Source organism: Enterococcus sp. 22-H-5-01, from assembly GCF_050310005.1.
Classification (GTDB): Bacteria; Bacillota; Bacilli; order Lactobacillales; family Enterococcaceae; genus Enterococcus_A; species Enterococcus_A hailinensis.
Window position 1 is genome coordinate 671,562 of record NZ_CP189993.1, and the last position, 17,285, is coordinate 688,846.

12 protein-coding genes and 1 riboswitch are annotated in these 17,285 nt (G+C 36.0%); all 12 genes read right to left on the reverse strand.

The window, feature by feature from the left end; translation table 11 throughout:
* Window positions 1–5: 5 nt before the first annotated feature.
* On the reverse strand, window positions 6–1,661 hold the full coding sequence (locus tag ACQKTA_RS03385) for a dihydrolipoyllysine-residue acetyltransferase (RefSeq protein WP_427814191.1): 1,656 nt from the start codon (window positions 1,659–1,661) through the stop codon (window positions 6–8).
* A gap of 127 nt (window positions 1,662–1,788) precedes the next feature.
* A complete protein-coding gene (locus ACQKTA_RS03390) occupies window positions 1,789–2,766 on the reverse strand; it encodes an alpha-ketoacid dehydrogenase subunit beta (RefSeq protein WP_427814192.1) in 978 nt (325 codons plus the stop codon).
* 2 nt (window positions 2,767–2,768) lie between these two features.
* Window positions 2,769–3,878 (reverse strand): pyruvate dehydrogenase (acetyl-transferring) E1 component subunit alpha, encoded by a 1,110-nt coding sequence (pdhA, locus tag ACQKTA_RS03395; RefSeq protein WP_332580134.1) that lies wholly within the window; start codon window positions 3,876–3,878, stop codon window positions 2,769–2,771.
* Between the two features lie 388 nt (window positions 3,879–4,266).
* Complete coding sequence (gene mgtA / locus ACQKTA_RS03400; protein WP_427814503.1) at window positions 4,267–6,873, reverse strand: magnesium-translocating P-type ATPase; 2,607 nt, start codon at window positions 6,871–6,873, stop codon at window positions 4,267–4,269.
* Between the two features lie 203 nt (window positions 6,874–7,076).
* Window positions 7,077–7,240: riboswitch (M-box (ykoK) riboswitch) on the reverse strand.
* 37 nt (window positions 7,241–7,277) lie between these two features.
* Window positions 7,278–8,009 carry a nitroreductase family protein gene (locus tag ACQKTA_RS03405; RefSeq protein ID WP_427814193.1) on the reverse strand — a complete coding sequence of 244 codons (732 nt, stop codon included), beginning with the start codon at window positions 8,007–8,009 and terminating at the stop codon, window positions 7,278–7,280.
* Between the two features lies 1 nt (window position 8,010).
* Window positions 8,011–9,432: a PLP-dependent aminotransferase family protein gene (locus ACQKTA_RS03410; protein ID WP_427814194.1), complete on the reverse strand. Its 1,422-nt coding sequence runs from the start codon at window positions 9,430–9,432 to the stop codon at window positions 8,011–8,013.
* A gap of 222 nt (window positions 9,433–9,654) precedes the next feature.
* Window positions 9,655–10,167 (reverse strand): GNAT family N-acetyltransferase, encoded by a 513-nt coding sequence (locus ACQKTA_RS03415; protein ID WP_427814195.1) that lies wholly within the window; start codon window positions 10,165–10,167, stop codon window positions 9,655–9,657.
* A 77-nt stretch (window positions 10,168–10,244) separates the two neighbouring features.
* Complete coding sequence (locus ACQKTA_RS03420; RefSeq protein WP_332580130.1) at window positions 10,245–10,559, reverse strand: hypothetical protein; 315 nt, start codon at window positions 10,557–10,559, stop codon at window positions 10,245–10,247.
* 122 nt (window positions 10,560–10,681) lie between these two features.
* Window positions 10,682–11,734, reverse strand: a complete 1,053-nt coding sequence (locus tag ACQKTA_RS03425; protein WP_427814196.1) for a PTS sugar transporter subunit IIC — start codon at window positions 11,732–11,734, stop codon at window positions 10,682–10,684.
* 259 nt (window positions 11,735–11,993) lie between these two features.
* A complete protein-coding gene (locus ACQKTA_RS03430) occupies window positions 11,994–13,451 on the reverse strand; it encodes a glycoside hydrolase family 1 protein (protein ID WP_427814197.1) in 1,458 nt (485 codons plus the stop codon).
* Between the two features lie 13 nt (window positions 13,452–13,464).
* Window positions 13,465–15,369 carry a beta-glucoside-specific PTS transporter subunit IIABC gene (locus tag ACQKTA_RS03435; protein WP_427814198.1) on the reverse strand — a complete coding sequence of 635 codons (1,905 nt, stop codon included), beginning with the start codon at window positions 15,367–15,369 and terminating at the stop codon, window positions 13,465–13,467.
* Between the two features lie 39 nt (window positions 15,370–15,408).
* Window positions 15,409–17,163, reverse strand: a complete 1,755-nt coding sequence (locus tag ACQKTA_RS03440) for a transcriptional regulator (protein ID WP_427814199.1) — start codon at window positions 17,161–17,163, stop codon at window positions 15,409–15,411.
* Window positions 17,164–17,285: the final 122 nt, after the last annotated feature.

Consider the following 17,285-nt stretch of genomic DNA (forward strand, 5'->3'; position numbering starts at 1 on the left):
TTTTATCATCCTTCCATTAATAATAATTCTGGATCAGCCAATAAACGTTTGATATTATTCATGGCTTTTTGCGCTGTCGCGCCATCAACGATTCGATGGTCGAAGCTTAATGAAAGTTTCATTACGCGTCCAACTGCTAATTCACCTTCGCCATTAACGATCGGTTGTTGTGCGATTGTTCCGACTCCAAGAATCGCTACTTCAGGGTAGTTGATAACAGGTGTAAACCAACCGCCGCCTACTGAACCGATATTTGAAATAGTAATCGTTCCATTACGCATATCGTCTGCTGCTAATTTCCCATCATGAGCCAAAGCGGCTTTTTCATTGATTTCATCAGCAATGTTAAACATGCCTTTTGTGTCCGCATTTTTAACATTTGGAACATATAATCCATGATCCGTATCTGTCGCAATACCAATATTATAGTAATTTTTATAAACGATCTCTTGTGCTGAATCATCGATTGATGCATTTAAGACAGGATATTTTTTGACTGTCGCTGTCAAAGCTTTAACAACATATGGCAAGAACGTCAATTTAGTCCCATTATCCAAAGCAACTTGTTTGAATTTTTTGCGGTGATCCCAAAGTTTAGACACTTCTACTTCATCATGTAATGTTACATGTGGTGCAGTATGTTTACTATTGACCATTGCTTTTGCAATTGCTTTACGTGTTGGTGTCATTTTTTCACGTGTTTCCATTTCACCCATAGTAGATACAAATGGTTGCGCAGGTTTATCTGCTTTGGTTGGTGCTGACGATTCTCCTGCTGTTGATTTAGATGCTGTATTTTCTGCTTTTGCTGGTGCTTGTTGGTCACCAGAGATAAACGTATCGATATCATCTTTGATGATTCTTCCACCTTTACCTGTCGCAGTTACTTGAGTAATATCAACATCTTTTTCACGTGCGTATTGACGAACAGATGGCATAGCCAAGACGAGCTTATCTGGATTGCTTGATTCGACAACTGTGGTATCACCCTTTGCTTCAGCTTTTGGTGCTTCAGCAGTTGATGATGATTCTGTCGGTGCTGCACTTGAATCATTGTGCCCTGGTGCATCGATTTCGACTAATACGTCGCCGACATTAGCAACTGTTCCTTCGTCAACAATGATTTTCTTGACTGTTCCTGTTACAGGTGATGGGATTTCTTCAACTGATTTATCATTTTGTACTTCTAATAATGTGTCGTCTTCATTGATTGTATCGCCAGCTTTAACGAACCATTTTACAATTTCGCCTTCAGCGATTCCTTCACCAATATCTGGTAATTTAAATTGGAAAACACCGCCGCCAGTACTTTCAGCATTTGTATCTTCACTTTTTTTAGTATCTTCTGTTGGAGTAGCTGCTGGGCTTGATGGTGTTTGTGATTCTGCGGAAACACCTGAATCTCCTTCATTGTCTTCATGTCCTGGTGCATCGATTTCGACTAATACGTCGCCAACATTAGCAACTGTTCCTTCGTCAACGATGATTTTTTTGACTGTTCCTGTTACAGGTGATGGGATTTCTTCGACTGATTTATCATTTTGTACTTCTAATAATGTGTCGTCTTCATTGATTGTATCGCCAGCTTTAACGAACCATTTTACGATTTCGCCTTCAGCGATTCCTTCACCAATATCTGGTAATTTGAATTGATAAGCCATGATATTCGCTCCTTATTTTACTAATGTATTTATTTTTCGAAAAAATAAACCGCTTGTCTCCATTATAAGTACCACTCATCAAAACACTTTCAAGCCGCATTTTGACGAATGGTATTAGTACATCAAATTAAAATGTTGCGATTTCTCTTGCTTTCGCTTCGATATCGGATGCATTTGGCAACCAAATACCTTCAGCTTGTCCAAATGGGAAAATTGTATCTGGAGCAGAAACCCGACCGATTGGCGCTTCCAAAGAAAGAATTGCACGTTCTGAAATCTCAGAAATAACTTGTGCAGAAACACCAGCTTGTTTTTGAGCTTCTTGAACAACAACTACACGACCAGTTTTTTCAACTGATTTGATAATTGTTTCTACATCTAGCGGAGCGACAGTGCGTAAATCAATGATTTCAGCATTGATATTATCTTTAGCTAAATTATCGGCTGCTTTGATTGCTTCACGAACCATTGCGCCATAAGTGATGATTGAAATATCACTGCCTTCTTTTGTAACAGCTGCTTTATCCAAGGGTACTTCGTAAATTCCTTCTGGAACTTCTTCACGGAATGAACGATAAAGTTTCATATGTTCTAAGAAAACAACTGGATCATTGTTACGGATTGAAGCAATCAATAATCCTTTTGCATCATAAGGATTTGAAGGAATAACCACACGTAAACCAGGAGATTGAGCCATCAAACCTTCTAAGTTATCTGAATGTAGTTCTGGCGTATGAACACCGCCACCAAAAGGTGCACGAATTGTGATTGGTAAATTACGGGTATTTCCCATACGATAACGAGTACGAGCCATTTGACCTACGATTTCATCCATTGCTTCAAAGACGAAGCCGAAGAATTGGATTTCTGGGACTGGACGGAAGCCTTGTAACGCAAGACCAAAACCAAGTCCGGCAATTCCTGATTCAGCTAAAGGTGTATCAAAAACTTGATCTTCGCCAAATTTTTCTTGAAGACCTTCTGTCGCACGGAAAACACCGCCATTTTTACCGACATCTTCACCGAAAATTAAAACTTCTTTGTCTTTTTCAAGCATCAGAGCTAAGCCATCTGTAATTGCTTGGATCATTGTTTTTTGTGCCATGATTATTTCGACTCCTTCGCTTCATAGAATTCAACTTGTTCTTTAATATTTTGCGGTTGTACTTCATACATATTTTTCAAGAAATCAGAAACTTTTTGTTTTGGTACACGATCAGCCTCTGTAATTGCTTGTTTAATTTCTTCTTTAGTATCTTCGATCACTTTTTCTTCTTGCTCTTCTGACCATAAACCTTTTTCAGTTAAATATTTACGGAAACGAACTAATGGATCTTTTTTCGTCCATTCATCATCCATATCTTTTGTACGGTAACGAGTTGGATCATCACCTGACAATGTATGTGGACCATAACGATAAGTTAATGTTTCAATCAAGACTGGGCCATTGCCATCGGCTGCCCATTCACGTGCTTTTTTCGAAACATAATACACAGCTAATGGATCCATTCCGTCAACTTGAATACCAGGAATACCTGCTGCAACAGCTTTTTGAGCTAATGTTTTAGCTGCTGTTTGTTTTTCACGCGGAGTTGAAATAGCGAAACCGTTATTTTGAATATAGAATACAGCGTTTGCATGATAAGCCCCTGCGAAGTTGATTGCTTCATAGAAGTCACCTTGAGATGATCCGCCATCACCAGTATAAGTAAAGACAACATTTTTACTGTTGCGTTTTTTCAAGCCTAAAGCCACACCAGCTGCTTGCACATATTGAGCGCCGATAATGATTTGAGGTGGTAAAGCATTTAAATCCTCTGGGTAATTATTTCCAGCTACGTGTCCGCGAGACCATAAAAATGCTTCTTTTAAGGGTAAGCCATGCTTAATCAATTGTGGTACATCACGATATCCCGGTAATAAAACATCTTCTTTATCAAAAGCAAATTGACTAGCTAATTGGCTGGCTTCTTGACCGGCAGTCGGCGCAAAGAAACCTAAACGGCCTTGGCGGTTCAAAGCAGTTGAGCGTTGATCCAAAACACGAGACCAAACCATTGAGGTCATTAATTCAACAAGTTCTTCATCAGATAGATCAGGAACAAGATTTTTATTTACTACTTTTCCTTCTTCATCCAACGCTTGATACACGGGGAAATCCGCGTTTACATCTTTTAGTAAGGCTTCAAAATCAATTGATAACTTTTTTTCTGCCATGGTGTCACACTTTCCTCTCTTAAATAAGTTAAGTTTTGTTCATAGTGCAACAGCAAGTCAATCTGTATTATTGCTATTGCCCCTTCTTCTCTAAGTTAGCATTTTTATATTCAATTGACAACAAACTTGCTCGTCATTTATGAAGTAATTGAAGCGTTTCACTTTTGAAGGTTGTGAAATTTAGTTCATTATATTTAATGTCCTACTTCTATGTATATTTATTGAAAAATTGCAAAACACTCTTTTTACCTATCTAAAGCTTTCTTTTGAAAACCATGAAAACAAAAAATTGATTTCTTTTGTGAGTTTTGATACATTCAAAAATAATTGTTATATTTTTTCACAAAAAAAAGTAACAGAAGAAGGCTGTACCTTCTTCTGTTACAATTTAAATCCATTCTTTAGCAAGTTTTATATATAATACTTTCCCTAATTGCGTAGCTAGCATGTAGGCAATAACAATCCCGACATACCATAACCAATAAGCATTAGGTAAAGAAACGAAATCGAATTGTTGAGCTAGCGGACTCATTACTACGATTGCTCCCACTACCACTGCCATCAATAGACTAGCAAAAACTTGCGGAGCTGGCCGGCTTTGAATAAAAGGAATTTTTTTCGTCCGTACCATTAAAACGACTAACGATTGTGTTGTTAAACCTACCATAAACCAACCCGTTTGGAATAAGTTTTGCGTTCCAACAGTATTGGCACCGAAGACAAACCACATCACCCAAAACGTTAGTAGATCAAAGATTGAACTGATTGGCCCGATACATACGGTGAATTTTAGTAACCCACGTGTTTCCCATTTTGTTGGAGCACTTAACTCTTCTTCATCTACGTTATCCCAAGGAATCGTCAACTGAGCGATATCATAAATCAAATTTTGTAATAATAATTGAATTGATAGCATGGGTAGAAATGGTAGAAATGCACTGGCTACTAGAATAGAAAAAACATTCCCAAAGTTTGAACTAATCGTGATCTTAATATACTTCATCATATTACTGAATACTCGACGGCCTTCAATGACACCATTTTCTAACACGCCTAAGCTTTTTTCTAACAATATAATCGAACTAGCATCTTTAGTAATATCTGCAGCAGTATCCACTGAAATCCCAACATCTGCTTTTCTCAAGGCTGGAGCATCATTGATCCCATCACCCATAAAACCAACCGTGTGCCCTTTCGTTTGGAGCGCTTCGATGATTCGTGATTTTTGCATCGGATTAAGTTTCGCAAATAAATTAGTCGTTTCTGCTGCTTGCTGCAATTCTTCTTCTGACATTTGGTCTACTTGATTGCCTAAAATAAAACTTTCTGCTGGAATACCCACATCTTGACAAACTTTTTGAGCAACGATCGCATTATCACCAGTTAATACTTTTACAGCAACTCCATGTTGTTGTAATGATTCGATAGCAGGTTTTGCTGATTCTTTTGCTGGATCCAAAAAGCCCATAAAGCCAACTAACGTCATATCTTTTTCATCTTCGGTAGAGTAGATCGCTTCATCATGTGCATCTCGTCGAACAGCAACCGTAATGGCACGCATCCCTTGGCGGTTCATTTTTTCATTGACTGCTTGCAACTCTTGCCGGATTTCTGGTGTCAATTCCATTGTTTCGCCGTTGATCTCAACATACTTGCAAACAGCTGACATTTCTTCGACTGCACCTTTTGTGATCATCAATTGATGATCATCAGCCTTCATAACTACTGTTAACCGACGACGTGAAAAATCAAAAGGAATCTCATCAATTTTCTTGACCGTTTGATAAGGTAAATGCCGTTGCTGCTCTTCAAAAAAGTTGATCACCGCAATATCCATTAAATTTTTCCAGCCTGTTTGATAGCTTGAATTCATGAATGCTAAATCTAATACTTGTTCATTTTCATTTCCTAAAGGATCTAAATGTTGGACTAAAACGACACGGTCTTCTGTGATCGTTCCTGTTTTATCTGTGCAAAGAACGTCCATGCTTCCTAAATTTTGGATTGAGGCCAATTCTTTTACGATTACTTTATGCTTAGATAACGTCAAGGCACCTTTTGCTAAATTAGAACTTACGATCATCGGTAACATTTCAGGCGTCAAACCGACAGCTACCGCAATTGCAAAGAAGAAGGCACTACTCCAATCCCCTTTTGTTAAACCGTTGATTAAGAAAACTAATGGGAACAAGACTAAGACCATTCGTAATAATAATTTGCTTACTTTGGCCAAACCGATATCAAAAGATGTTTTACCGCGTTTCGTCGTGGCATTTTTCGCAATATCACCAAAGAATGTTTGCTGTCCAGTTTTTAAAATAATGGCTTTCCCTTGACCACTTAATACATCCGTACCCATAAACACGAGGTTTGTTAAGTCCAACGCCGTTGTTTCTTCAGTTACTTCACGTGTTTCTTTTAAATATTTTTCAACAGGCATTGATTCTCCCGTTAACGATGATTGGTTGACGAATAAATCTTTTGTCCAAATCAAAACGGCATCTGCTGGAATCATATCGCCAGTCGCTAACGTCAAAATGTCACCAGGAACAACTTCATCCATCGGAATTTCTTTTGTTTCACCATTACGAGTGATCGCAGCGGTATTTTCGATCATTTCTTTTAATTCAATACTTGCTTTTTGCGAACGATATTCTTGAATAAACGTAATTAAAACACTCGCTAAGATCATGATTGTCATGACGACAGACGCTTCTATATCATTCGTTGCTAAAGAAACGATGGCTAATAATGCCAATACATAAACAAATGGGTCTTTAAAGGCATGTAAAAATAATAGAATACCTGGTGTTGGTTTTTGTGCTGATACTTCATTAGGACCATATTCTTCTAAGCGGCTTTGAGCATCTTCTTCAGAAAGTCCTTGCATTGAAGTACGTAAATTTAAAAATAAATCCCGGTCAGATAAAAGTGCTAATTTTTTAAGTTCTTGGTCTTTGTTGACTTGGCGAGCAAGAAGGTTTTTTTTGTTCATCATAGTGGTTCCTCCTAAATTTCAGGACAACCAAAGCCGCCCTGTTATATTCATTTTTGGGTCGACTGTCCTCATGATCCATCTTCCTCACATCCTCTCTTTTTTGAGCACTTTATATGCTTTTTCTATCTTTTAAACAATTATTCCCATTAAATAGCACACAAAAAAACGCATACTCGAAAATGAGCACGCGCGAAAAATCCATCGATGTTCATCGTCGAGCTTTAGCACTATAGGGCGTAGACAGAATTGTCAGCTACGTTATGAATCACCTTCACGATGATCCCTGTTCTACCCATTGGCGTCTCTCGACATTTTTGGGCAGTAGCCTGTGTCCATATAGGAGCCTCACCTAACAATTATTTAACTTTCATAATTAACTATAAATTACTTACATAGGGCTGTCAATTCTTAGCATGAAAAAATTTGTTTATTTTCAGAAATGCATCAACCTTTTTATTGGGAGAACTACTAAAATAATCCGCAAACTTTTTACTCCAGCGTTTCGTTTCCCGAGCTTCCGCAAATTTTTCCATTGTATCATCGTAGTCTTCAATTAAATTATAATCGTATTCTTGATACGTATCATAATGAATCACTGCGGCTTCTGGAAGGCGGGGCTTAAGATTCATCTCTACGATTGGTTTTCCGATACTTAATCCAGCGACCGGAAAAACTTTTTCAGGTAAGTTTAGTAGCGCGCTCACTTTTTCGATATCTTTACGGATCGAACCTACTACCACGGAACCTAAACCTAACGCTTCGACTGCAATCACTGCATTTTCTAAAGCTAAGGCTGTATCTGTTACTGCAGTGATCAAAGGATCGACACTTTCTTCAATCAAATAATCCATTTGATAATGTTGCGCTACCTTTTCCGTTCGATGTAAATCAGCAACAAAAATCAAGAAGACAGAACTTTGAAGCATATGCGGATTTCCTGGGTTCAATTCAACCAATTGTTCTCGTATTTTTCGGTCTTTTACCACGATAATGCTGTACATTTGACCATTCATCCAACTCGGAGCTTGGCAGCTCGCTTGTAAAATTTGTTTTAGTTCATCCTCTGATAATTGATATTCTTGATCGAACTGACGATATGACCGGTGATTCTTCATTACTTCCAATGCATCCATATTATTTCCTCCTCAATTCAGTTGAGATTTTCTGCAACCTTTCGAAAAATACTTGTTGGCCATGTTGATCCATACGAGTATAATTTATGCGCATCGCCATCGTATCACTACTAAATAGGAAGGACGGCGCAATTAATACTTTGTGCTTAATAAAAATATCCCAATCTTTTCGTGTTAACTTTTGATGTTTCCACTTTAGGTACACATACATTCCACCACAAATCGATGAGATTTCCCAATCGTCAAAAACATTTTTTGCTTGTGCTTCAAAGTCACTAGCTCTTTGTTTCAACGTCTGGACTAATTTTTTTTGGTGCGCTTCAAAGTTTGGATCTTTAAGTGCTGTATAGGCAATAACTTGTGGGAAAACACTGATTGAAAAATCCATTATCTGTTTTGCTTCTGATAAGCGCTGAATTAAATCCTGATCAGCAACGATCCAACCAATTTTGATCGAAGAACCAAATATTTTTGATAGCGACCCTAAATGAATCACTTGATGCGGAGCTAATTCTTTTAATGACGCTGGAACTGTTTGAAAATTCAATTCACTAAACACTTCATCTTCCACGATTGGCAATTGATATTTTTGACTAAGTGCGATTAATTCTGAACGTCTTTGCTCAGACATTGTCGTTCCAGTTGGATTTTGAAACGTTGGATTAATAATGATTAATTTGATTTTTTTTGTCAAAATCAACTGTTCCAATTTATCGATACGCATCCCTTGATCATCTAATTCTACTCCATAGAGTTTAATACCTGCACTAGCAAAAATGGGTAATGAATATAAGAATGACGGGTCTTCGATAGCTACACTATCCCCACTTTGTAACATGACCTGTAGTAATAAAAACATAGCTTGCTGGGCTCCTGAAGTAATCAATACTTGGTCTGAAGAAACTTCAATTTTCTGTTCTCGCTTTATTCGTTCACAAACCACTTTTTGCAAAGGCTGATAGCCTAAAGTTCCTTGTTTTCGCTCTTCTAATAATAATTCTTCCCATGTATAAGAAGGAAAACGGAAATCTGGAATCAAACTTAACGGCAGTTCGCCTGAATAAAAATCGATTGCTGTTGGATCTTGAAGTAATTGTTGGATTTTTTCTGCATACGGATCTTTTCGCAAACTATCTTGGGTAAAAAAACTCCGCCAATCGACACGCGGTATCGTACTGCGTCCCCAATTTCCTTCGTTGATAATCGTTCCACTGCCTTGCCTCCTGATGACCCAGCCGAGACTGACTAATTCATCTAATGCATGGACAACCGTTGATCGATTAACTTGATAAAAATCAGCCAACTTTCGCTCTGCCGGCACCTGATCTCCAGGCTGTAACGTACCGTCTTGAATGTAGCCGATAATTTGTTCCATGATCTGCTGATAAATAGGTATTGCTTTATTGTCATTTAAAGTCCACATGCTAATCCCTCATTTATTATTGGATGATTTAAAGCTAAACCAATCTAATAAGACTGTCAATGAATCGCTGAAATAAAGTTTAAAATAGACGAATCGATTGCTTTACTTTTTCATTTTTACTAAATAAAATAGCTGGAAAATAACTCTAGAATATTATCTGTCAATTTTCATATAAAAAAAGCGCGTATCTTGTTTTTCAACAACCATACTCGCTCTTAATCGCTAAATTTTCTTCTGCATAATGAAATCGATTTGTTCATCCTCACCCATGAAAAATGAATGTTGTCCCACTTTTTCGAAGCCCATTTTTTTGTAAAATTCCATAGCAGCTAAATTGTGCTCCCAAACGCCCAGCCAAATAGAATCTTTTGATTGCTCAACCGCTCTTTTAACTGCTAGTTCATACAGTTTTTTTCCTAAACCATTTCGTTTAAAATCTGGATCAATATAGATCCGTTCAATTTCAAGTCCATTTTTAGCAAAATTTTCAGTTTGCGCTGAATCAACATTTAGTTTTAAATAGCCAGCTACTCTAGCATCTAAATAGATAAAATAGAATTCAGAATCACTATTATTGATTTCGTCAGTCAGCACTTGATCTGCATAAGCTAATTCCAAATAGTTGTTTAAGTCTTCTTCCGTATTATCTTTTCCAAATGTATCCGTAAATGTTCTAATGCTAATTGTTTGAAGCTGCTTCAAATCAGTACTATCAATCTTTTTAATGTCACTCAAAATACTATCCCCTTTGCCTTAGAACTATCTAACGATAATAACAATTAAAAAATAGGATTTCAAAAAAATAGCTTAATTTATTCAAATTCTATTTCTGCGATTTGTTCCTCAAAACTAACTAAAAATTCACTTTTCTCGATAAATTCCACCCAAGCTTCATAATTTTTCCGATCTTCACCTTTTATATTCATTGATAAAGAATTATGGATCGTACTAATGACCCCATCCCACATTTTTTCGACACTACGGTCTACTTTCCGTTCATTCCAACGCTTCGCAGGCTGTCTTTTTTGATTTTTTTCATTTTGATATTCTTTTGCACTAGCAAAAAAAGTTTCATACGCATTCGGTGCTTTTTCATCAATATATTCTTTTAACTCTTTGGGATTCATAATACCCTCCAATAATTACTTGTTTTCGTTCATGACCCATTATAGAACGAATGTTCTCTATTTGAAAGGATTCTTTTTCTATCTAATTAAACTAAATGCGAAAAAATTTATGCGTCCGAGTTTTATCCTAAAAATTTGAATACGTCCTCTCTATTATATAGGTTTAAAATTTCCTCAAAAATAAATTGTAAAACCAAAGCTACGATAACGGGAACTACGATCCAGCAAAGAACGACTAATCCAATATTTAGACCAGCATCTAAAGAAGCCAGCGGACCCACTAATCCCACTAAACCAAATCCGGCTGAACCTGGCGTTCCTGAAATAGATAATAAAGCCACTGGGATTGAACAAACTATAGCAGTCATTAAACAGGGAACTAAAATAATTGGTTTTCTAAATAAATTAGGCATCATCATTTTCATAGCTCCTAAAGCAATTGCGATAGTTATCCCTGACCTATTTACTTTCCATGAATTGACGACTAATACAATTGTTGTAGCAGCGACACCCATAGCAGCAGCGCCTGCAGAAATACCATTTAATTGAATCGCAGCTCCAATCGCTACTGTAGATATTGGCGAAATAATCAAAAATGCAAAAGAACAAGCAATTAAAATCGACATTAATAACGGCTGCAACGTGGTAAAATTATTAATGATCATTCCAATCGTTGAGGTGATTGCAGTCACATATGGATATAGATAAAAACCAATCGTTCCGGCCCCAATACCTACAACAATGGGTGTTAATACGATAGCTACCGATCCAAATCGATCACCAATTACTAAAATCAGTAAAACAGCAATCGAAGCAGTGATCATCGTATTGATAATATCCCCTGTTCCTGCTCCGACATAAAGTCCATTTTCACCCAAGTCAGGTGTAAATTTTATAACACCTGAACCTACAAACGCCGATCCAGCTACCACCATCATATTCATCGGGTTAAAACTAAATTGTAAAGCAATCAACGCTCCAATAATCAACGGAGTAGCGATTTGAAAAATTGCTGCTGATTGAGCAATTGTAGTTGCTAAACTATATTGACTAAGATATTTTAAAACAGCAACTAAGACGGCATTGGGGATTAGTCCCACGATAACCCCCGTTGCTGTTCCTGCTAAAATTCTATTTATGAAAATTTTCGGCACTATTTTTGTTTTTTCTTTCATATAAAATTAACCTCCTTTTAATAAAACATTAAAGTAAATTAAACCATAAAATTTGCCCTTTATCCACTGAATTTTTAATTTATTTGACAAAAGATTCGAATTATAGAATATATAAGCTTACTATTCTATTTAAAAAAGAAAGGTGAACTTTCCCCGTACAATTTACGACCTTGTAAAAAGAGAAGCATGACTTTTTTCTTCAGGTTTAATAATATGAGATAAAAAATAACCTTGCTGATATTAGCAAGGTTATTTTCACTTATAATTCTTCACCATTTGTGGCAATAACTTTCTTATACCAATCAAATGATTTTTTCTTACGTCTTTGTTTAGTACCATTGCCTTCATCATCTTGATCGACATAGATGAATCCATAACGTTTCGACATTTGAGAAGTAGATGCACTAACGATATCGATACATCCCCATGAAGTATAGCCAAATAAATCCACGCCATCATGAATGGCTTCTTTCATTTGTTCAATATGTTGCTTAAGATAGTCAATTCGATAATCATCTTGAATACTACCATCTTTTTGAATCTCATCAACCGCACCCAGCCCATTTTCAGCAATAAATAATGGCTTTTGATAACGATCATATAATTGATTTAATGCAATTCTTAAGCCTTTAGGGTCAACTTGCCATCCCCATTCACTACTTGGCAAATGAGGATTTTTAATTCCACCAGTAATTAAATTCCCTTCAGCATGTTCTAGCTTTTCTGGATGGGCGGACACTGCTGAAGACATATAGTAGCTAAAAGAAATATAGTCTACCGGATGCTGACTTAAAATTTCTTCATCTCCTATTTCTACTTCTAATTGTACACCTTTTTCTTCAAACATCCGATTTGTATAAGCTGGATATTCACCTCTGGCCTGAACATCTGAAAAAAATAGTGAATCCCGTTGACTTGTAACTGTTTTTTGCACATCATCAGGATCACATGAATAAGGTACTAATAATTGATAACTGATCATACATCCCACTTTAGAATTTGGAATGATTTTATGGCAGGCTTTTGTGGCTAGTGCACTAGCTACGAATTGGTGGTGCACCCCTTGATATTTAGCTTGTTCAATATCAGGATGATTTTCTTCGATTACTCCAATACTGACATAAGGATGATGTTTCACACAATTGATTTCATTGAATGTCATCCAATACTTTACTTTATTTTTATAACGTTCGAATACCGTATTTGCAAAATTAACATAAAAATCGATCACCTTACGATTTACCCAGCCACCATATTCTGTGGCCAAATACAATGGCATCTCATAATGAGAAAGTGATACAACAGGTTCTATTCCATATTTCAATAGTTCGTCAAACATATTATCATAAAACTTTAAACCTTCTTCATTCGGCACCAACTCATCACCATTAGGAAAAATACGAGTCCAAGCAATAGAGGTCCGATAACATTTGAAACCCATTTCTGCAAATAGAGCAATATCTTCTTTATAATGATGGTAAAAATCATTTCCATGTCTTTTAGGATAGTATTTTTTACTCTTTGGATCTTGCGCTTCTTCCACTTGCTGATGTGTCATTAAATGCCATTGATCTGTCCATTGTTCTCTGGGAAGTCTGCTATCAAATGTATAAACATCGGACACTGAAAGTCCTTTTCCACCTTCTTTATATCCACCTTCAACTTGATGGGCAGCAGTAGCGCCGCCCCATAAAAAATCTTTAGGAAATTTTGTCATTTCTATCTACTCCTTAAACTAAAACTTCATCAAAATTCGCATCAATCGTTACACTTTGATTGTCATCCACAAATTCTATTTTTTCAAAAGTTGAACTATTAGTCACTAAAACCATAATTGTGGGATCGTAGCCATTTTCTTTAATTTTTTCTAAATCGAATTTCACTAATAATTGTCCTGCACGTACTTGAGAATCCTGCTCAATAAAAGTTTCAAAATATTTCCCACCTAAATTGACCGTATCAATACCAATATGAATCAAAATCTCTGCACCTTCAGCTGTAATTATCCCAACTGCATGTTTGCTTGGGAAAATGGATGAAATCATCCCGTCAACTGGACTATAAACTTCCCCTCTAGTAGGAATCACGGCAAAGCCCTCACCAAGTACTCCACTTGAAAAAGTAGGATCATCAACTTTTGATAACGCAATAGTTTTTCCTTGTGCGGGTTTTTCTAATATTAATTCTTTTTCGTTATTTAACATCTTTTGTTCTTCTTTTGCTACTTCATCTTTATAACCGAATAAGAAAGTTAATATACAAGCAGCTATCATTGCTAAAAAGTAGCTAGCTACTAACCAGACAAATCCTTGACCGATATATATCGGAAAGGACAGTATACTTCTAGTTGCAACAGCTAACGCGCCCGCTCCTGCCGCTCCTGCGACCCCTCCAAAGATGGCACCGACAATACAAGCAATATAAAATGGTTTTTTATATTTTAAAGTGATCCCATACACAGCGGGTTCCGTGATTCCAAACAAGGCACTGATAAACGCAGACAATGCTAAACTTTTTATTTTTTTGTCTTTTGCTTTTAAAAATACTCCTAAAACAGCACCCGCTTGTGCTGCTACTGCAGTCATACAACCAGGACCTAATGTATCTCTACCGTAAAAAGAAATATTATTGGTCATGACCGGTACCATACCCCAATGTAAACCAAAAATAACTAAGACTTGCCAAAAACCACCAATTACTGCTCCAGATAAGATCGGACTGAAATTATAAACTGCTAAGTAGCCATTAGCTATCAATTGACTAGCTGAATTAGCAATTGGTCCAACGACCATCAAAGTCAATGGAACCATGATAATCAAACAAATAAAGGGCGTTAATAAGTTCCGAACACTTTCATGTAATCTTTTACGAATAAAACGTTCCAGATAAGATAAAACATACACTGCTAGAATAGCTGGTATTACCGTACTGGAATATTTAGCTAAAGAAACGGGTAATCCTAAAAAGTTGATGGCTGTGCTATCTGTATATGCAGCAGTGATTGTTGGATATACTAATGCTGCCGCTAAAACCATTGCAATAAAAATATCTGTTTTAAATTTTTTAGCTGCTGTATAAGCTAAGAAAATCGGCAAGAAATAGAAAAATGCATCTGCTGCAGCGTTTAAAACAACGTAAGTTCCGCTTTCTACAGATAACCAACCTACACTCGTAAATAATGCCAAAACACCTTTAATCAGACCACTCCCCGCTAATACGCCTAATGTAGGTGCAAAAACTGCAGCGATCATATCAATAAATGAGTTCAATAAATTTTTCTTTTCTTTTGGTGTATTATCCTCTTCCGTAGACATGCCTAAATCAGATATTTTGGTGATTGCTTCATAGACGTCATTGACGGTGTTTCCAATTACAACTTGAAACATTCCTCCTGCTTCAACGACAGTAATAACTCCATCAAGATTTTCTATCTTCTGCTTCTTAGCTTTTTTATTATCCTTCAATGTGAACCGCAATCTTGTTGCACAATGGTACAAATTACTGACATTTTGCTCCCCGCCAACATTTTGTAAAATATCAGCTGCTAATGACTCATAACCCATTTTAATTCCTCCTTTTAAAATGTATTCGCTTTCTATATTGTTAGTATAGGGAGTTGATGAGTCTTTCGCCATTCAAGATAAATCGTTAGTAAAAGCGAAATTGCTTGAACACTAGATATTATTTAAAAGCCCACTAATTGCAGAAAAATTCAAAAGAATCAACGGATCTTTAGCATAAGAAACATGAATTAAGATTTGGATCTTCCGCTGCTGATAAATGATTGGCTCATGTAACTGATAAATACGAATTTTAGTTGTTCCCTTATCTTTAATTTCACATGTAAAAAGCATCTTTGAGGTGATCGGCAAAATAACCGTCTCTTTGTTCGTAGGAATTAATGATTGTAAGTCAGCAATTTTTTTCTTTATAATTATTTGACATTCTTCACTACAGTACTTTTTAAGAAATTTTTGCTTAAATTCCTCCTTTTTTTCGTTGATAAACAAATACAAACTTTTGCTTAATTCATCTAACTCATTATCAGATAAAACACTTGGAATAAATCGAAAGTTAGGATAATTGAAAACAATTTCCTGTTCTGTTGTCAACGCCAAACTAAACTGTTGATCCTCTTCGTTTCTTGCTTCAAAAACATAGGCTGGTTCAACACGTACTTCTTTGACTTTATGAAGTAAGGTATCTTCTAAATTTCGTTTTAAGGCATTTAAAACACTAAATGATTGATTGCTAACAACTAATAATGTTTCAACGCCTTTAAATTTTTCAAGACTTTCTGCCAAATATAAAACTAGATAAGAAAGTTCTGCTAAATTGGGTCGTAAACCAAAGTAAATAGGAAAAAAGCGCCGAATCAAATAGGCTTCTAATGGATAATTGGCTAATGTCTTTTGGGCATAGTGATTTAGAACATTGTGACCAGCCGTCATTCGTAATTCCATCTGCTGGATGTGCATCACTAAAACATCACTTCGATCAAACAATTTTTCTGTAGGAAGATTCAAAAATTCAATAATCGATTTTTCAAATTTTAATAACTTTTTTTTAATTACTAAATTTTCTCGGTCATTTAAAAAGAGATAGTTTAGTTCTAACAAACGATTTTCTAAAGCGTTATGTTCATTGATTATTACATCATAATTGAATTCTATTTTCATAGCTTTAACAATTCTTTCTATCACTGGAACAAACATATTATTTACCGGTAGTTCTTCCAATTCATAAGAACGTTTTCCTCTAGCGATGGTCAAAGCAATATATCGAACATAGCGTAAAAAATCTTCTCCAGATATTATATAATTAGCGGCTACTAATATTTCTTGTAAAAAATTTTGGATGGAAGGAATCATTTGAAGTATTTCTTCAATAAAATCTTGTGGCAATCGACTTTCTGATAAAACCGACTCTGTCCCCACCATTGAAACAAATATCCGACGCATATTTTCTGTTGCATAAATTTTCAAACCTTTTTGATTGGATATTTCTAATTCTAAATTGGCATTACGAGCAATCCAACGTTGAATGGTTTTGATTTCATTAGAAACTGCTGTTTTTGAAAGAAAAAAAGTATCAGCTAAATGTTGCATACTGACATAATCTTCTTGACATATCATGTAAACAACCATTGCTGAAGCACGAAAATTCATGCTTGAATACATCTTATGTTTTTTTACTTCTAAAACAATTTGTGTCTGTAATTCTGGAGCTAGATACACTAATTGATAGCCTTTGCGCTTATTACTATCTATAGCTATATCTTCTGGGTACCTATCTATCATATCTTTGATTTCCGATTGAACTGTTTTTTTATTTGCATGAATTTGCTCAGCTAATTTTTCACTATTTACCCACAGATTAGTATTCGCCAAGTAAACTAACAATTCTAATTGTCGCCGTGTTAAATCCATTGTCATCTCTCCTTTCTTTGTCATTTTAGGTAAAAATAATGATGAATGCTACAAAAAGAGCCTAAACTATTATTCATAAAACTTTCTTATAAGAAAGAATTTTTAGAAATAGTTTAGGCAAA